Below are 17,067 nucleotides of genomic sequence, written 5' to 3'. Positions count from 1 at the left end.
GTCGCCCGCTGGGTCCGCAGCCCGCCCCTCCCGACGGGCCCGGCGAGCGCCCCATGACCAGGTCTGCTCCCGACGAACGGCATGGAACGGGGCGTGGTCGCCGGTTGAGCGACCGGCGACCACTAGCCGCGGCCGATGAAGGGCATCGTGGTGGCGGTGATGGTCATGAACTGGACGTTGGCGTTCAGCGGCAGCCCTGCCATGTAGAGCACGGCGTCGGCGACGTGCTGCGGGTCGAAGGTGGGTTCCGGGCGCACCGATCCGTCGGCTTGGGCGGCACCGGTGGCGATGCCGGAGGTCATGTCGGTGGCGGCGTTGCCGATGTCGATCTGGCCGCAGGCGATGTCGTGCGCGCGGCCGTCCAGCGATATCGACTTGGTCAGCCCGGTGATGGCGTGCTTGGTCGTCGTGTAGGCGACGCTGCGCGGCCGCGGCGCGTGCGCGGAGATCGAGCCGTTGTTGATGATGCGCCCGCCGCGCGGGTCCTGGTCCTTCATGATCTGGAACGCGTGGTGAGCGCACAGGTACGAGCCGGTCAGGTTCGCCTGCACCACGGCATCGAAGTCAGCGGCCGAGAGCTCGCCGACGTCACCGGCGGGTCCGAACGTGCCTGCGTTGTTGACCAGCAGGTCCAGCCGCCCCCACCGCTCGCGGACGCCGTCGAACAACGCCGCCACCGAGTCGGGATCGGTGACGTCGGTCGGCATGACCGAGGCGCCCGCGGCATCCCCGGCCGCCTCGGTCAACGGCTCGGCGCGACGCCCGGCAAGCGCCACCCCGTACCCGCCGGTCAGCAGCGCGCGGGCGATCACCCGCCCCAGTCCCGAACCGGCACCCGTCACGACCGCGACCCGCGTGTTGCTCATGGCCTCATTGTCACCTCTCGTCCCCCGAGCGCGGATCAGCCCCGCGGCCGGTCGGAGGTCCCGGCTACTTCCCCGTCGCCACGGCGTGCTCGGGCTGCAGCTCGAAGTACTGGTCCTCGACGCGTCTGGAGCCGATACCCACCTCTCACGGCGGGCCGCCTGCCAGGGCCGGGACCACGACCGTCACGAGATCCTCCGGCAGGTCGTGGACTCGTACTCGCCTGCGGCCGAGGCGGGCCAGCTGCGGGCCGGACGGGTCGGTGTTGGGACCCACGCCTTCGCCAAGCTCAGACCTCGATCGAAGTGCGAGTTGTTCCAGGACCCGTAGCCTCGGACAGCGGGGGGAAGGAGTCGGCTGCACCATGCGCACCCGATCATGCACGTTCTTCGCCGCGCTGATCATGCTCGCGACCCTGGCTCTGACGGGCTGCCAGCCGACTCCGGTCCCACCTCCACCGCAGGGCGGCGGGACGACCTCCGGCCAACAGCAGGGCGGTGGCGCAGCGGCACCTGACGGACCGCCGGTGGTGGCGGTCAAGATCGACAACTCGGCCGATGGGCGCCCACCGGTGGGCATCGACGCGGCGGACGTGGTCTACGTCGAACCGGTCGAAGGCGGACTGAGCCGGTTGCTGGGCATCTTCGCGACCCACAAGCCCAAGACGGTCGGCCCGGTGCGCAGCGCCCGCGAGACCGACGCCGAACTCCTCCCGCAGTACGGGAGGCCGACGCTGGCCTACTCAGGCGCGGCTCCCGAGGTGCTGCCGATCATCGCGGCCGCCCCGCTGACCGACGCCTCCGATGCCAACGCGCCCGACGCCTACTCCCGCGACGACGCCCGCCCCGTGCCGCACAACCTGTTCGTCGACTCGACCAGGCTGCCGCCGGCGCAGCCGTGGCCCGGCGCGAGCAGGCCGCTGATCGGCGACGTTCCCGGCGGCGGCGTGCCCACCGAGCGCTACGAGGTCCGCTACCCCGCTGCCACCATCGGGTTCTTCTACGACCACCCGTCGCGGCGCTGGATGATCTCGATGGATGGCGAACCCTACGCGGCGGTGCACAGCGGCCGGCTCGGCGTCTCGACCGTGATCGTCCAGAAGGTCCGCACGCACGAATCTGCGGTGCGCGATGCCGCGGGCAGCCCGTCTCCGGTGGCCGAGAGCATCGGCAGCGGTTCGATGCTGATGCTGCGCGACGGCAAGAGCTTCGAGGGCACCTGGAACCGGCCCTCCCCCGAAGCTCCCACCACCTACGCGGACCCGACCGGCGCACCGCTCACCGTGGACGCCGGTCAGGTCTGGGTCGTGCTCAGCCCCGTCTAGAACTGGTCGACGAGCAGGGCGATCGAGAAGTAGCCGTAGAACACCACGGCCACGCACATCATGACCATCCGCCAGCCGCCCAGCCGGATGTAGCGCGGGAGGAACCGGCGGTTGGTGAAGATCAGCAGCATCGAGTACAGGAACATCACCACGCCGCCCGCCGACGAGGAGATCAGGATCAGCGCCAGCGGCTCCTCCGTTCCCGACAGCAGGATCGCCGAACCGGCGATGATCATCACCCAGATCACCGTGAAGTAGATGCGGCTCTCCGTGACCTTCGTGCTGCCGCGGAAGAAGGTGACCTTGACGGTGTCGGCGGTCAACCTGCTGACCCAGTCCATGATGCCCAGCTGGGTGGAGAACAGCGCGATCGCACCGGCCATCCAGAAGCTGGTCTGGAACCACCCCCCGAAGCGCTGGCCGAAGATCTCGCCCTGAGCGCGGATGAAGTCGAAGTCGTCCTCCGGCAGCGGCACGCCGAACACCGTGGCGTAGGCCAGCACCGACATGATCACCAGCGTTCCGCAGCCGAGCAGGAAGAAGGTGCCGAACTGCTCGGCGTTGGCGACCTTCCACCAGCCCTTCCAGCGGCGCCGGTTCTCTTCGCTGTCGAGGAACATGTGCCCGGTCCCCGCGGCGGCGGCCTCCTGACCGGTGAACGGCGAGGTCACGCGCGGCATGTACTGCCCCATGCCCATCTGCTTGTCGCGCGCCCAGTTGCTCTGAACCAGGTTGTTGCCGCCACCGGCCCCGGCGAAGGCGATCGCGCCCAGCAGCGCGGCGATACCGCCGACCTCCTCCATCGGCGGCAGTTGACCGACGTGGGCGAAGCTGGCGCCGAAAGCGGCCCAGTCGGACAGCCCGGTTCCGACGAACAGGGCCACCACGAGGAACACCGCGATTCCGCCGACCAGCACCATCTCGACGCGTTCCACGGTCTTGTAGACCACTTTGGACAGGGTCAGGGCGGCGCCGATGGCGACCATGGCCACGATCGCGATGGGCACGGGAGATCCCGCCCCGGCCACGTAGGTGACGATGGTGGCCGCGCCGGTCGCCCAGCCCGGCCACAGGTTCGGGGTGATCGCGATGAGGGTGATCAGCACGCCCAGCGGCGGCCAGATCCGGGAGAAGCCGGTGACCGCGGTTTCGCCGGTGGCCAGCGTGTAGCGCTCGATCTCCATGTTGAGGATGTACTGCATGAAGAAGCCGAGCACGGCAGTCCACATCAGAACGAGCCCGACCTGGCTGGTGATGTAGGGCCACAGCACGAACTCGCCGGAACCGATCGCGGTGGCGGTGAGGATGATGCTGGCCCCGAAGATCTGGCGGAACGTGCGGGGTTCGGGCAGGTCTCGGTACTTGGCCGCGGGAAGGAACCTGCTGGGCAGTTCGCGGGCTTCGGCCCCTGCCTCCGGTACCTCTCGATCCTGGATGGCCACGATGCCTCCTGGCTGGAGCGGATTCGGCCGATCAGGTGTAGCAACCCGAACCAGCCCTGTGAACCAGGTCACAGAACTTGATCCATCCCGAAAGTCCGATTTGAGATCTGTGCGCAGCGGAAACACCCTTTCGAACGCAGGTGCTCACACCGCCTCCTCGGGTAAAGTGATCTTTTCTCCGCACCTTGCCGAAGGGACCCGCACCAATGCCCAAGTTCTCCTGGCACACCGACCCCGTTCCGGCGGGTCTGGCGGTGCGGCAGGTGTACGGGTTCCTCTTCGTGCCCGACGGCAGGCTGCTGATCCGCCTCGACGGAACCAAGCACACGCTGCCCGGCGGGCGCCCGGAGCCCGGCGAGGTCGCCTACGTCGACATCCTGCGCCGCGAAGCCATGGAAGAGGTCACCGTCGACATCGACGAGCCGCACTACCTCGGCTACCAGTGCGTCAACGACGGCATCTCCCCCTACGCGCAGGTCCGGATGGCCGCGCTGATCTCCTGCGCCTACCCGCCCGCGCCGGACCCCGACAGCGGGCGCACCTACCGGCGACTGCTGGTGCACCCGAGCAAGGCCGGCGACCTGCTGGCCTGGGGCGAGACGGGGTACCTGCAGGCCACGGCGGCCGCTGAAGCCGCCGTCGAGATCCTCGGCCTGCCCGCGGACGGGCTCCCGGCCGCCAGCGAGCTCTAACCCGCTCCCACACCGCTCCAACCAGGCGAAACCGCCCTTGACCTCGCCGCAGTAGGTCCTCTATTGTTCGCATGCAGCACATCTGTTCACAATGCGCACAACGAGAGGTGGTCGGGGTGGCACGCATCCTGAGCCTTCGCGAGGCCGTCGCGGAGCTGGTCCACGACGGTGACACGGTGGCGCTGGAGGGCTTCACGCATCTCATCCCGGTCGCCGCCGGTCACGAGATCATCCGGCAACACCGCGAGGACCTGACGCTGATCCGGATGACGCCGGACATCGTCTACGACCAGATGATCGGCGCGGGCTGCGCGCGCAAGCTGATCTTCTCCTGGGGCGGCAACCCCGGGGTCGGGTCGCTGCACCGCTTCCGCGACGCCATCCAGAACTCCTGGCCGGTGCCGCTGGAGATCGAGGAGCACAGCCACGCCGGCATGGCCAACCGCTACGCCGCCGGTGCCTCCGGGCTGCCCTTCGCCGTGCTGCGCGGCTACACCGGGACCGACCTGCCCGGCCAGACCGACACCATCAAGCCCATCGAGTGCCCGTTCACCGGCGAGCGGCTCACGGCCGTGCCCGCGGTGAACCCGGACGTGGGCATCATCCACGCGCAACGCGCCGACAAGGCGGGCAACGTGCAGATGTGGGGCATCACCGGTGTGCAGAAGGAGGCCGTCCTGGCCTCGAAGCGGTCGCTGGTGACCGTCGAGGAGGTCGTCGAGGAGCTCACCCCGGTGCCCGGCGCCGTCGTGCTGCCGCAGTGGGTGGTCACCGCCGTCGCCGAGGTGCCGCGCGGCGCGCACCCGTCCTACGCCCAGGGCTACTACGAGCGCGACAACGAGTACTACCAGGAATGGGACCCGATCGGCCGGGACCGCGAGCGCTTCGAGCAGTGGCTGACGACCGAGGTCCGCGGTGCGGAGAGGAGCGCGCGATGAGCCTGGAGTACACCTCCGACGAGATGATGACCGTCGGTGCCGCCCGGTCGCTGGACGACGGAGCGAAGTGCTTCGTGGGCATCGGCCTGCCCAGCACGGCGGCGAACCTGGCGCGCCGCACGCACGCGCCGAACCTCGTGCTGATCTACGAGTCGGGAACCCTGGGCACCAAGCCGGACCGGTTGCCGCTGTCCATCGGCGACGGGGTGCTGGCCGACACCGCGGATTCGGTGATCAGCGTCCCGGAGATCTTCAACTACTGGTTGCAGCCGGGCCGCATCGACATCGGCTTCCTCGGCGGGGCGCAGGTCGACCGCTTCGGCAACATCAACACCACCGTCATCGGCGGTGACTACCGCAACCCCGAAGTGCGCCTGCCCGGCGCGGGCGGCGCCCCGGAGATCGCGGCGTCGTGCCGGGAGGTGCTGATCGTGATGCGGATGAGCCCGCGCAGCTTCGTCGACCAAGTGGACTTCGTGACCTCGCTGGGCTACGGGACCGGCAAGGGCGACCGCGAGGCGCTGGGACTGCGCGGACGCGGCCCGGTCAAGGTGATCACCGACCTCGGCGTCCTGCGCCCCGACCCGGAGACCTGCGAGCTCACCCTCACCGAGCTCAGCCCCGGCTCCACCGTCGAGCAGGCCACGGCGGCCGCTGGCTGGGACCTCAAGGTCGCCGACGACCTCGGGACCCAGGATCCGCCCAGTGAGAACGAGCTGGAAGTCCTGCGCGCCCTGAAGGCTACGGTCTAACCGTCGAGCAAGCACCGATGCTTCCTCTTCCGCCTCCTGAGCAACTCGCACCGCCGCGGGTTCTCAGACGTCTTCTGGGGAGGACAACCGCAGCGAAGCGCATTGGCACAGATGAGACGCGGATCCCGGGGGCCAGGAGGCGTCTGAGGTTCCGCTACCCGCACCGCCACGCAAAAGGACCACAGAGCTCGAAGACGAGTTCAAGGAGTTTTCCATGACTGTTCATGAGACTCGGTCGGAATCCGGTCTCATCCTGCCGGAGTACGCGTCCGACGATGCCTCGCACGCGCCGCTGGATTCGGCCGAATACCGGTCCTCGACGCTTCGGCACCCGAAGCAGCCCCTGCAGTACCTGCCGCAGTACCTGACCGAGATCACCGGCCCGCTGCTCGGCCAGGACCGATGCGCGGACAACGACGACGATCTGACCGCCCAGCACGACGGGGAACCGCTGGGCGAGCGGATCATCGTCTCCGGGAAGGTGCTGGACTCCTCCGGCAAGCCGGTGCCCAACACGCTGGTCGAGATCTGGCAGGCGAACTCGGCGGGGCGCTACCTGCACCAGGGAGACCGGCACCCGGCGCCGCTGGACCCGAACTTCTCCGGCACCGGCCGCTGCATGACCGACGCGGAGGGCAACTACCGGTTCGTCACCATCAAGCCGGGCGCCTACCCGTGGCGCAACCACGACAACGCCTGGCGGCCCGCGCACATCCACTTCTCGCTGTTCGGGCAGGCGTTCACGCAGCGGTTGATCACCCAGATGTACTTCCCGGGCGACCCGCTGTTCTACCAGGACCCGATCTTCAACTCGGTGCGCGACGAGAAGGCGCGGGAGCGGATGATCTCCCGGTTCGACCTGGACTCGACCGCGCCCGAGTGGGCGTTGAGCTACAAGTGGGACATCGTGCTGCGCGGTCCCCAGGCCACGGTGTTCGAGGACGAGGAAGAGGAGGACGACGACTGATGGGCGCTCCCGCCACCACCCCGTCGCAGACGGTCGGCCCGTTCTTCGCGCTGCCGCGGGGAATGCTCTGGGACGACGGCCCCGAACTCGTCCCCGCCGACCGCGAGGGCGCGTTCGTGCTGCGCGGTGTTCTCCGCGACGGCAACGGCGATCCCGTCCCGGACGGCGTGATCGAGATCTGGCAGGCCGACGAGCAGGGCCGCTTCGACCACCCCGACGACCCGCGCCCGGAGTCCTCCGGCTGGCAGGGGTTCGGCCGGTGCGGCACCGACGCGGAGGGCCGGTTCTGGTTCCGCACGGTCGAACCGGGCCCGCTGCCCACCCCCGCTGGGCAGACCGAGGCGCCGCACATCAACGTCACGGTGCTGGCTCGCGGCATGCTCAACCGGGTGGTGACCCGCGTGTACTTCCCGGGCGAGGCGGCCAACGACACCGACCCGGTGCTCTCCGCGGTGCCCGTTGAACGCCGGGACACGCTCATCGGGGTCGCCGAGGCCGACGGCGTGCGGTTCGACATCCGCCTGCAGGGCGATGGCGAAACGGTGTTCTTCGCGGTCTGATGGTGCCGCGAGTCCACACGGGATCGAGGGAGGCCGGCTTGTTCGGTTCGATGTTCAGCACCCCGGAGGCCACGGCGCGCACCGGCGACGACGCGTGGTTGCAGGCGATGCTGGACTTCGAGTCGGCGCTTGCCGCCGCCCAGTTCGAAGTCGGGATCGTGCCCGCCGGGGCCGCGGCGGACATCGCCGCGCACTGCCGTGCCGCGGAGTTCGACACCGCCGCCATCGGCGAGCGCGCGGCGTCCTCGGCGACCCCGGTGATCGCCCTGGTCAAGGACCTCACCGCCCTGGTCGGCCCGGATTCGCGGCCGCACGTGCACAAGGGCGCGACCAGCCAGGACGTCATCGACACGGCGACGATGCTGGTGACCCGCGACGTGCTGGAACTGGTGCTCGGCGACCTCCGGGAAGCGGCTCGGGAATGCGCGCGGCTGGTCGACGAGCACAGGGACACGGTGCTCGTCGCCCGGTCGCTGTTGCAGCAGGCGCTCCCGACGACGTTCGGGCTGCGCTGCGCGGGCTGGCTGACCGCCCTGGACGAGGTGATCGCCGGGCTGGAGCGGGTGCCGCTTGCCGTCCAGTTCGGCGGCGCGGCGGGCACTCTCGCGTCGCTGGGAGGTGACGGTCCCGCGGTGCTGGCCCGGCTCGCCGAGCGGCTCGGCCTGGCCGAACCGGTGCTGCCCTGGCACACCGACCGAACCCGCATCGCCGAGCTCGCCGGTGCCCTGGGCGCGGTGTCCGGGGTGCTGGGCAAGATCGCCTTGGACGTCGAGCTGCACGCCCAGACCGAGGTCGGTGAGCTCACCGAGGGCAAGCCGGGTGGGTCCTCGGCGATGCCGCACAAGCAGAACCCGGCCATGTCGGTGCTGATCACCGCCGCGACCCACCGGGTCCCGGGGCTGGTGGCGACGCTGCTGTCGGCGATGCCGCAGGCCTACGAACGCGCGGCCGGGGCGTGGCAGTCCGAGTGGGAACCGCTGACCGAACTGCTGAGGCTGACCGCCGGCGCGGCCAGCCGAGCGCGAGAACTCCTGTCCGGCCTGCGCGTCCACCCCGAGCGCATGGCCGCCAACCTCAGCCTGACCCGCGGCCTGGTGCTCGCCGAGAACGCCGCAACCCGGCTGGCCGGCGCGCTCGGCCGCACCGAGGCCCAGGAACTCGTCGCCGAACTGTGCCGCCGCACCGTCGACCGCGGCAGCACGCTGCGAGCCGAACTGCTCGCGGAGCCGAGGGTCCGCGCCGTGCTGTCCGAACAGGACGTCATCGCGGCCACCTCGGCGAGCGATCACCTGGGCGCCGCATCGGACTTCATCGACCGGGCACTGGCCGCACACACCGAATTGGAGGAGCGGTGAACGTCAACCACGAACTGACCGGGCCCGAGGGGGCGCCGGTCGTGGTGCTGTCCAACTCGCTGGGCACCGACATGCGCTTGTGGGACGAGCAGGTCCCAGCGCTGACCGGCAGTTTCCGCGTGCTGCGCTACGACCAGCGCGGGCACGGCGGCACCGAGGGCAAGCCCGGGCCCTACACGCTGGCGCAGTTGGGCGGCGACGTGCTGGAACTGCTGGACTGGCTGGACATCTCCGAGGCGCACTTCGCCGGGGTGTCGCTGGGCGGCATGACCGGGATGTGGCTGGCCGAGCACGCTCCCGAGCGCATCGGTCGGCTGGCGCTGATCTGCACCTCGGCGGACCTGGGCGGCACCGCGTGGCTCGACCGCGCCGCGACCGTGCGCGCCAACGGCATGGCCGCGATGGTCGAGCCGTCCCTGCCGCGCTGGTTCACCCCGGCCGCGGCCGAGCGCCCCGACATCCGGGCGAAGTTCAGCGACATGATCGCCAAGGCCGACGCCGAGGGATACGCGGCGTGCTGCGAGGCGATCGCCGACATGGACATCCTCGACGAACTGCCCGGTATCACCGCCCCCACCCTGGTGATCGCCGGCGCGGAGGACCCCGCCACTCCCCCGTCGCACGCTGAGCGCATCGCCGCCGGCATCGCGGGCGCGCGCGTGGAAGTCCTGTCGCCGGCCGCGCACCTGGCCAACGCCGAGCAGCCCGGGGAAGTCAACCGGTTGCTGCTGGAGCACTTCGGAGGTACCGCATGAGCGACGAAGCCCGCCACGCCGCGGGGATGCAGGTGCGTCGCGCGGTCCTCGGCGATGCGCACGTCGACCGCGCCAACGCGCGCAAGACCGAGTTCACCGAGGACTTCCAGGACTTCATCACCCGCTACGCCTGGGGCGAGGTGTGGACCGGTGACGGCGTCGACCGGCCGACGCGCAGCATGCTGACGCTGGCGATCCTGGCAGCGACCGGCTGCGAGGACGAGTTCGCGATGCACGTGCGCGCGGCCCGCCGCAACGGTCTGGAACCGGAGCGGATCAAGGAGGTGCTGATGCACGTGGCGATCTACGCGGGCGTCCCCCGCGCGAACACCGCATTCGGCATCGCCAATACGATCCTGGCCGAGGAGCGAACGGAGTAACTTCACCCGGAGCTGCGCCGACGAGGGGATCACCGATGGAGTCCGAGTCCGACACCGGCACCGGTTACGTGCAGTCGCTGGCGCGCGGGCTGCTGGTGATCCGCGCGTTCAACGAGGCCAATCCGGAGATGACGCTGTCGGAGGTCGCCCGCGCGACCGATCTCTCGCGCGCGGCGGCCCGCCGGTTCCTGCACACCCTGGTGCACCTGGGCTACGTGTGGACGGACGGGCGGGTGTTCGCGCTGACCCCGCGCGTTCTGGAGCTCGGGTTCTCCTACCTGTCGAGCGTGTCGCTGCCGGAGATCGCCCAGCCCCACCTGGAGCAGCTGGTCTCCGAGGTGCACGAGTCGGCCTCGGTGTCGGTGCTCGACGGCACCGATGTCGTCTACGTCGCCCGCGTTCCCACCTCGCGGATCATGGCGGTCTCGATCAACATCGGCACCCGGTTCCCCGCCTACGCGACCTCGATGGGCAGGGTGGTGCTGGCGGATCTGCCGGAGGAGAAGCTGCACGCGCACCTCGATCAGGTCGACCTCGCACCGCTGGGCCCGCACACCATCACCACCCGCGCCGACCTGGTCGAGGAGTTGGCGCGCATCCGGGAGCAGGGCTGGGCGCTGGTCGACCAGGAGCTGGAGGCGGGACTGCGCTCGATCGCGGCTCCGATCCGCGACCGCTACGGCCGGGTCGTCGCCGCGGCCAACATCTCCTCGCACGCCAGCCGGACCACTCTCGAAGCGGCACGCGACGACCTGCTCCCGCCCCTGCTGGAAACCACTCGTCGCATCGCCGCTGACCTCGCGGTCTCCCCGCAGTCCCGTGCCGTGGTGCGCTGACTGCGTACCGACAGGGGAGTACCTCTCGCGCGAGTCGCGGTGATCCGCCGTGCCTCGACGAAGCACCGCCTGCTCGATCTTCTCCACCGACGCCGCAGTTCCCCGGCGTAGGCATCCGCAAAGCTGGTCGGACGCCGCGCGCAGCACTGCGAGCGTCTGGCTGACGCCGAGCACCTTGCGAGGTCGCGTTCGGCGGGCAGCCGGTCACCGATCTTGAGCGCACGGGAGGCGCTGCTCCTCGCCCCGCTCGACGACCAGCTCGTAGGTGCGGGTGCGCGCGACTCGTCGCCATTCGGCGTCGCCCACTCCCCGCGTCGTCGCCCGCACCGGTACCTGGGGTAAATCTCCGCTGTGGTCGGACCATACAATGGTCAGCATGTCCGGTGTTGTGGCGCGCGGTGCGCGAGGATGCTCTGAGCTCCGAACGGAGAGGAACCGGTGATGCGCGCATGAGGGTGGCTCTGTTCGCGACCTGTCTCGGCGACACGCTGTTCCCGTCAGCCCCGAAGGCGACGCTGCAGGTCCTGGAGCGGCTCGGCTGCGAGGTGGACTTCCCCGCGGCCCAGACCTGCTGCGGTCAAATGCACACCAACACCGGGTACCGGAAGCAGGCGAAGTCCTCGGTGCGGACCTTCGTCGAGGCCTTCGCCAGCTACGACGCGATCGTGGCGCCGTCGGGTTCGTGCGTGGCCTCGGTTCGCCACCAGCACGCGATGGTCGCCGACGGCGACCGCGCGCTGACCCGCGCCGTCGAGCACACCGCGCCGAAGGTTCACGAGCTCTCGGAGTTCCTGGTCGACGTGCTGGGCGTGACCGACGTCGGCGCCTACTTCCCGCACCGGGTCACCTACCACCCCACCTGCCACTCGACGCGGCTGCTGCGGGTCGGGGAACGCCCGCTGCGGCTGCTGCGCGCGGTGCGGTCGCTGGACTTGGTGGAGCTCCCCGCGTCAGAGCAGTGCTGCGGCTTCGGGGGCACGTTCGCGCTGAAGAACCCCGACGTGTCGGTGGCGATGGGATCGGACAAGGCGCGCCACGTGCGCGAGACCGGCGCGCAGGTGCTGTGCGCCGGGGACTCATCGTGCCTGATGCACATCGGCGGATTGCTGTCCCGCGAGCGCTCCGGGGTCCGGGTGATGCACCTGGCCGAGGTCCTGGCATCAACGGAAGGAGACCAGCTGTGAGCGCGACTCACCTGGGAATGCCCGCGTTCCCGGACGCGGCCAAGCGCGAACTCGCGGATTCGCAGCTGCGGCACAACCTCGCCAACGCCACCACCACGATCCGCCGCAAGCGCGCCGATGTCGTCGAGGAGCTGGACGACTGGGCGCAGCTGCGGGAGTCCGGCGCGGAGATCAAGGCCCACACGCTGTCCAACTTGGACATCTACCTCGAACGGTTCGAGACCGCGGTGACCGAGGCGGGCGGCACTGTGCACTGGGCCCGCGACGCCGACGAGGCCAACCGGATCGTGACCGAGCTGGTGCAGGCCACTGGCGAACGCGAGGTCGTCAAGGTCAAGTCGATGGCCACCCAGGAGATCGAGCTCAACGAAGCGCTGGCCGAGGCCGGGATCGACGCGTGGGAGACGGACCTGGCGGAGTTGATCGTCCAGTTGGGACACGACACCCCCAGCCACATCCTGGTGCCCGCGATCCACCGCAACCGCGCGGAGATCCGGGAGATCTTCCGCAGCGAGATGGGCAAGGTCGGCACCCCGGCTCCGGATGACCTGACCGACGAGCCCGCGCGACTGGCCGACGCGGCGCGAAGGCACCTCCGGGAGAAGTTCCTGCGCGCCAAGGTCGCGATCTCGGGGGCCAACTTCGCGGTCGCCGACACCGGCACGCTGGTGGTGGTGGAGTCCGAGGGCAACGGGCGGATGTGCCTGACGCTGCCGCAGACGCTGATCAGCGTGGTGGGCATCGAGAAGCTCGTGCCGAGCTGGCGGGACCTGGAGGTGTTCCTGCAGCTGCTTCCGCGGTCGAGCACCGGCGAGCGGATGAATCCCTACACCTCCACCTGGACCGGTGTGACCGCAGGCGATGGGCCGCAGGAGTTCCACGTGGTGCTGCTGGACAACGGGCGCACCAACGCGCTGGCCGACGAGGTCGGTCGGCAGGCCCTGCGCTGCATCCGGTGCTCGGCCTGCCTGAACGTGTGCCCGGTCTACGAGCGCACCGGCGGCCACGCCTACGGTTCGGTGTACCCGGGGCCGATCGGCGCCGTTCTGACGCCGCAGCTGCGCGGTACCGCGTCCGAGGTGGACAAGTCCCTGCCGTACGCGTCCTCGCTGTGCGGGGCGTGCTACGACGTGTGCCCGGTGGCCATCGACATCCCGGACCTGCTGGTGCACCTGCGGACTCGGGTCGTCGAGGAGCGCTCGGGCGTCCGCGACAAGCCGATGGACGCGCTGATGGGCGTGGCCTCGTGGGTGCTGGGCGATGCGAAGCGGTTGGCGGTGGCGCAGAAGGTGGCGTCGTGGAGCCGGAAGGTGATCGGCCGCCGCGGCACGATCGGGCGGTTGCCCGCCCCGCTGTCGCGGTGGACCGACGCGCGGGATGCGCCCGCACCCGCGCAGGAGTCGTTCCGGTCCTGGTGGGAGCGGACCCGAGGAGGCAAGCCATGAGTTCGGATATGGCCCGCGAGGAAGTGCTGGGGCGGGTTCGTCGGGCGCTGCGCGATGCCGAGCGCACTCCCCTGTCGGCCGTTCACCGCGACTACCGCATGACGCGTCCGCTGGCGGATCTGGTGGGGTCGTTCTGCGACGCGGTGGCCGACTACCGGGCCACTGTGGACCGGGTGGCCGCCGACGCCGTCGCACCGGCGATCGCCGCGACCGCTCGCGCGGCGGGAGCGCGGCGGCTGCTCATACCGGACGGGGCACCACAGGCGTGGTCCGACGAGCTGGGCGAGGCGTTCGAGCTCATCGACCCGGCGGCCGACACGGCGGCGTTGGAGCAGGTCGACGCGGTGATCACCACAGCTGCGGTGGGCATCGCCTCGACCGGCACCATCGTGCTGGACCACGGTCCCGGCCAGGGTCGCCGGACGACCACCCTGGTCCCGGACCTGCACATCTGCGTGATCGGCGAGTCTCAGGTCTGCGACGACGTGCCCGCCGCGCTGTCCCGCCTGGACCCGGTCCGCCCGACGACGTTCATCAGCGGCCCCTCGGCCACCAGCGACATCGAGCTCAACCGCGTCGAGGGCGTCCACGGCCCCAGGACGCTCCACGTCCTGGTCCACCCGGACACCTGACCGGTCAGAGCGGGACGACGTCGGCCAGCACCGCGCCCGACTCCTCCAGCCGGTGCGGTGCCGGGCTGTCGTAGACGACGAGCAGCTCACCGGAGGGCAGCAGGGCGATCCCTTCGGCGTGGTCGTCGCCTTCACCGTGCGGCAGTTCGAGCACGCGGTGCAGTTCGGCGCGGTGGACGACATCCGCCGCGTCGAGGGTGGCCGCGCCCGGCCAGCGGTAGACGCGGACCGGGCCGTCGAGGTCCATCGAGGGCCCGGCGAGCACCAGCAGGTCGTCGCCGTGCACGCACATGTCGCGGATGCCCAGACCGTCGAGGTCGAGGAAGACCTTGGCGTAGCGGTGGCCGTTGAGCTTGCGCAATTCCAGCTCCCCGTCGTCCTCGCGGGGTTCCAGCAGCAGCACCACCGCCCAGCCGCGCAGCACCGGACCACGCAGGCCGAGGTAGGCGCGTTCCTCACCGGGTTCGCCGTGAACGACGATGCCTTCGACGTCGAGTCCGTTGTCCTTGCCGGGGATGCGCAAGAAGGGCGCCAAGTGCTCGTCGTCGGCCAGCAGCTCGAACAAACCTCCCCTGCCGAGGCCGGCGCTGCGCGCGCCCTCCGGGGTGCGTTCGGCGGGCACGTCGTCGAACAGGGCGATGCGGGCGAGCACCCGGCGGCTCGGTTCGGCGCTGACGGAGGCGAGCCGCTTGGCGGCCTTGGCGTCGGAGTGGTGCGACTTGATCTTGCGCCGCTTGGCGCTGTGCGACCCCACCACCCACAGGAACGGCCCGTTGCGGGAGATCCCCTCGACATCGACCTCCTCGTCGGCTTCGCCGGGCAGATCGATGACGTCGGCGAGCGGGAAGCTCACGTGCTCCCGGTATTCGGTGGGGTTCCCTGGGTCGTCACAGGTGAGCCGTTCGACCGTGGCCGTCTCGTCGCCGGCGATCCACAGGTGCTCACCGTCGGTGCGCACCGCCGAGAGGTTGACGTGCGTGTCGGATTCGACCGCACCGGCGGTGAAGGTCAATCGCACTGCTCGTGCTACGTTCATCCGTCGTTCCTACCAGGATGTGCCGGTACGAGCTCCTGGATCTGGGTACGGGATGAGCTCTTCGCCCACACGATCAAGTGACTGCGGGAACCGGGCCAGGGGTGCGCGGGTCCTAGCCGATGTCGTTGTCCTCTGGGAGAAGGAAAGGGGTCGCCGTGCCAGACATCCGGGTCCGGCTCCGCGGTGGGCCGCAGGACGGCCAGGAGCTGACCGTCTCGGCCGACTCATCGGGCAACCCGATCCCGCGCATCACCCTTCCCGCCCGCGCTCGCAATCCGGAGGCCGTGCCACCGCGGCTGATCTACGAGCGCGCCGGCGAGAACGGTGATGGAACCTGGGAGTTCCGCTACACGGGTGCCGAAACCTGACACCTCGTCGCCACGGCAGGGCACGGAGCCGAGTGCCCTGCCGCGACCGAGGTCAACGACCGACCAGCTCTTCCGGACCGATCCGCACCACGGTGGCCCGCGCGCGGAGTCCGATGCGCGGTTAGACCTCCGGTCCGGCGCGCTTCAGCACCACGCCCCAGACCAGGCCGAACGTGGAATACCGCTGGGCCCGACAGAACCACCCGGCCCAGCGCGTGCCCCGAGCCAACGCCGAGCGTGGTGCCGTGCGAGCAGGCCGCCAGCACCAGCACGAATGCCAGCAGCACCGCCGCCGCGGTGGGCGCGATCGTGGTGAGCACGCGCCGTAGCCGTGCCCGCCGACGCGGCGGGAGTACCCGACGACGGCGATCGAGGTCAGCAGCACGCCCAGCACCGGTCGTGGCAGCCCGGAAGAACAGGTGCACGGCCGGGTCCAGCCCCAGCGTCTCGGTGGCCAGCACCGCGACGCTCGCCGCACCGGTCGCGATCAGCGATCCGGCGACCGGCGCGGGCGAACGCCGCGTCGAAGACCAGCAGCACCGTCACCTCGGCTAGCAGCAGGGCGAGCACCCTGCCGTTGACGTCGATGCGCTGCACCCCCAGGGCTGCGACCAGCAGGATCGCGGCCGTCGAGAACCACCACCGCGACGCCGGTGAGCCGCTCGGCGAGATCCGCTGCTCCGACGCCGAGCCCGCCGACCAGCCCGGCGAGGATCATCAGGTAGGACACCACGGCGACCGCCCCGGCTCCTCGGAGCATCTCAGTGGCGCGGGGTGATGGCGGATCTCCCGCGTGCCACGGCGATCTCGTGCACCAGGCCGCGCAACGTGCCGGGCAGCAGTGATTCCCAGGATCCCATGCGGAATTCTCCCTGACGCTGCGCCTGCTTGGACAGCCGCAGGTGCCGCAACGCACCGGTCTCGCGCACCAGGAGCGCGAAGGTGATCTCGGCGAGCCGTTCGGGCACGGTGATCACGCCGTTGCCGGTGGCGGTCTCGGTTCCGGTGAACAGCTCTTCGAGGTCCGCGGTGGTGTTCCCGCGATGCTCGTCGGCGATGCGCCACGCCGCCGCCGAACCGCCGCGCAGCCCGCCGGACACCGGGACCTCGCGCAGGACGTCGATCAGGACGAGCCTGCACCGCACCTTCTCCACCGCGGTCTGCGCCAGGTACTCCAGCCAGGTGCGCAGGTCGTGCCCGGACTCGCGACGGACCTCGCGCAGCACCGTCCAGGACAGGAAGTCCGGGCAGCGCCCGTTGCCGCTGGGCCGGACGTCGGGGGTCAGGGCGATCTCCTCCTCGACGATCAGCTCGGCCAGCAGACCGCCCGCGCATCCCAACGCCAGCAGCTCCCCGTCGATCCGCGGCGAGATGCGGCTCTCCCCACTGTGCGCGGCGAGGAAGAACCGGTCCGCGACACGCAGCGGAAGTCGCGTGCCGTCGAGCTCCGCGACGATTCGACCGTCCCTGGCCGCGCCCTTCACCACGTGGTCGTTCTCCTTCACCAGCCAGATTGGGTTCGCCGAGCTCGCCGCAC

General features: G+C 70.4%; 21 protein-coding genes. 15 read left to right on the top strand and 6 right to left on the bottom strand.

Translation table 11 applies throughout. The features are described 5' to 3' along the window. Positions 1-122: 122 nt before the first annotated feature. Entirely contained in the window at positions 123-866 is a 744-nt protein-coding gene (locus tag E1161_RS00930) for an SDR family oxidoreductase (RefSeq protein WP_132618489.1), read from the bottom strand. A 145-nt stretch (positions 867-1,011) separates the two neighbouring features. Further along, entirely contained in the window at positions 1,012-1,140 is a 129-nt protein-coding gene (locus E1161_RS28260) for a hypothetical protein (protein WP_268951356.1), read from the bottom strand. A gap of 88 nt (positions 1,141-1,228) precedes the next feature. Between E1161_RS28260 and E1161_RS00925 the strand changes: the two genes are divergently transcribed. After that, positions 1,229-2,188: a DUF3048 domain-containing protein gene (locus E1161_RS00925; protein ID WP_132618487.1), complete on the top strand. Its 960-nt coding sequence runs from the start codon at positions 1,229-1,231 to the stop codon at positions 2,186-2,188. On the opposite strand, the gene E1161_RS00920 is transcribed toward E1161_RS00925, so the two are convergent. After that, positions 2,185-3,630 carry an Nramp family divalent metal transporter gene (locus E1161_RS00920; protein ID WP_235874688.1) on the bottom strand — a complete coding sequence of 482 codons (1,446 nt, stop codon included), beginning with the start codon at positions 3,628-3,630 and terminating at the stop codon, positions 2,185-2,187. The two genes, E1161_RS00925 and E1161_RS00920, sit on opposite strands and share 4 nt — an antisense overlap. A gap of 206 nt (positions 3,631-3,836) precedes the next feature. Between E1161_RS00920 and E1161_RS00915 the strand changes: the two genes are divergently transcribed. From E1161_RS00915 to E1161_RS00875, 9 genes are all read left to right on the top strand, one after another. After that, on the top strand, positions 3,837-4,322 hold the full coding sequence (locus E1161_RS00915) for an NUDIX domain-containing protein (RefSeq protein WP_132618485.1): 486 nt from the start codon (positions 3,837-3,839) through the stop codon (positions 4,320-4,322). 116 nt (positions 4,323-4,438) lie between these two features. Further along, positions 4,439-5,260 carry a CoA transferase subunit A gene (locus E1161_RS00910; RefSeq protein WP_132618483.1) on the top strand — a complete coding sequence of 274 codons (822 nt, stop codon included), beginning with the start codon at positions 4,439-4,441 and terminating at the stop codon, positions 5,258-5,260. Continuing rightward, the gene (locus E1161_RS00905) at positions 5,257-6,012 is read left to right on the top strand and encodes a CoA-transferase subunit beta (RefSeq protein WP_132618481.1); all 756 of its coding nucleotides are present in this window, start codon (positions 5,257-5,259) and stop codon (positions 6,010-6,012) included. The genes E1161_RS00910 and E1161_RS00905 overlap by 4 nt, the downstream gene beginning before the upstream one ends. 214 nt (positions 6,013-6,226) lie before the next feature. After that, positions 6,227-6,979, top strand: coding sequence for a protocatechuate 3,4-dioxygenase subunit beta (gene pcaH, locus E1161_RS00900; protein WP_132618479.1), 753 nt, complete (start codon positions 6,227-6,229; stop codon positions 6,977-6,979). Then, positions 6,979-7,539 carry a protocatechuate 3,4-dioxygenase subunit alpha gene (pcaG, locus tag E1161_RS00895; protein ID WP_132618477.1) on the top strand — a complete coding sequence of 187 codons (561 nt, stop codon included), beginning with the start codon at positions 6,979-6,981 and terminating at the stop codon, positions 7,537-7,539. Before pcaH ends, pcaG begins: the two co-directional genes overlap by 1 nt. A 38-nt stretch (positions 7,540-7,577) precedes the next feature. Beyond that, positions 7,578-8,894 carry a 3-carboxy-cis,cis-muconate cycloisomerase gene (pcaB, locus tag E1161_RS00890; protein ID WP_132618475.1) on the top strand — a complete coding sequence of 439 codons (1,317 nt, stop codon included), beginning with the start codon at positions 7,578-7,580 and terminating at the stop codon, positions 8,892-8,894. Further along, positions 8,891-9,649 (top strand): 3-oxoadipate enol-lactonase, encoded by a 759-nt coding sequence (gene pcaD / locus E1161_RS00885; RefSeq protein ID WP_132618473.1) that lies wholly within the window; start codon positions 8,891-8,893, stop codon positions 9,647-9,649. Before pcaB ends, pcaD begins: the two co-directional genes overlap by 4 nt. After that, a complete protein-coding gene (pcaC, locus tag E1161_RS00880) occupies positions 9,646-10,029 on the top strand; it encodes a 4-carboxymuconolactone decarboxylase (RefSeq protein WP_132618471.1) in 384 nt (127 codons plus the stop codon). The genes pcaD and pcaC overlap by 4 nt, the downstream gene beginning before the upstream one ends. 35 nt (positions 10,030-10,064) lie before the next feature. Continuing rightward, a complete protein-coding gene (locus E1161_RS00875; RefSeq protein ID WP_132618469.1) occupies positions 10,065-10,865 on the top strand; it encodes an IclR family transcriptional regulator in 801 nt (266 codons plus the stop codon). Positions 10,866-11,069: 204 nt separating this feature from the next. Here the strand turns inward: E1161_RS00875 and E1161_RS26965 are convergent, their stop codons facing one another. Next, positions 11,070-11,243, bottom strand: a complete 174-nt coding sequence (locus E1161_RS26965) for a hypothetical protein (protein WP_165939644.1) — start codon at positions 11,241-11,243, stop codon at positions 11,070-11,072. A gap of 71 nt (positions 11,244-11,314) precedes the next feature. On the opposite strand from E1161_RS26965, the gene E1161_RS00870 reads away from it, so the two are divergent. From E1161_RS00870 to E1161_RS00860, 3 genes are read left to right on the top strand one after another with little or no spacing between them, the layout of a single operon-like run. Next, complete coding sequence (locus E1161_RS00870) at positions 11,315-12,049, top strand: (Fe-S)-binding protein (RefSeq protein ID WP_132618467.1); 735 nt, start codon at positions 11,315-11,317, stop codon at positions 12,047-12,049. 17 nt (positions 12,050-12,066) lie between these two features. Next, positions 12,067-13,494 carry a LutB/LldF family L-lactate oxidation iron-sulfur protein gene (locus tag E1161_RS00865; RefSeq protein WP_132618708.1) on the top strand — a complete coding sequence of 476 codons (1,428 nt, stop codon included), beginning with the start codon at positions 12,067-12,069 and terminating at the stop codon, positions 13,492-13,494. After that, positions 13,491-14,126 (top strand): LutC/YkgG family protein, encoded by a 636-nt coding sequence (locus E1161_RS00860; RefSeq protein ID WP_132618465.1) that lies wholly within the window; start codon positions 13,491-13,493, stop codon positions 14,124-14,126. Before E1161_RS00865 ends, E1161_RS00860 begins: the two co-directional genes overlap by 4 nt. A 4-nt stretch (positions 14,127-14,130) precedes the next feature. Here E1161_RS00860 and E1161_RS00855 read toward each other — a convergent pair whose 3' ends face one another. Continuing rightward, positions 14,131-15,162, bottom strand: a complete 1,032-nt coding sequence (locus tag E1161_RS00855; RefSeq protein ID WP_132618463.1) for a DUF3616 domain-containing protein — start codon at positions 15,160-15,162, stop codon at positions 14,131-14,133. Positions 15,163-15,317: 155 nt separating this feature from the next. Here E1161_RS00855 and E1161_RS00850 point away from each other — a divergent pair, with 155 nt between their 5' ends. Further along, entirely contained in the window at positions 15,318-15,530 is a 213-nt protein-coding gene (locus tag E1161_RS00850; protein WP_132618461.1) for a hypothetical protein, read from the top strand. Between the two features lie 399 nt (positions 15,531-15,929). Further along, positions 15,930-16,085, top strand: coding sequence for a hypothetical protein (locus E1161_RS26960; RefSeq protein WP_165939643.1), 156 nt, complete (start codon positions 15,930-15,932; stop codon positions 16,083-16,085). A 206-nt stretch (positions 16,086-16,291) separates the two neighbouring features. Here E1161_RS26960 and E1161_RS00845 read toward each other — a convergent pair whose 3' ends face one another. Next, on the bottom strand, positions 16,292-17,035 hold the full coding sequence (locus E1161_RS00845; RefSeq protein WP_235874687.1) for a GPP34 family phosphoprotein: 744 nt from the start codon (positions 17,033-17,035) through the stop codon (positions 16,292-16,294). Positions 17,036-17,067: the final 32 nt, after the last annotated feature.

The organism is Saccharopolyspora aridisoli (assembly GCF_004348445.1).
Lineage (GTDB): Bacteria > Actinomycetota > Actinomycetes > Mycobacteriales > Pseudonocardiaceae > Saccharopolyspora > Saccharopolyspora aridisoli.
This window is presented reverse-complemented; position numbering and strand designations above follow the sequence as displayed.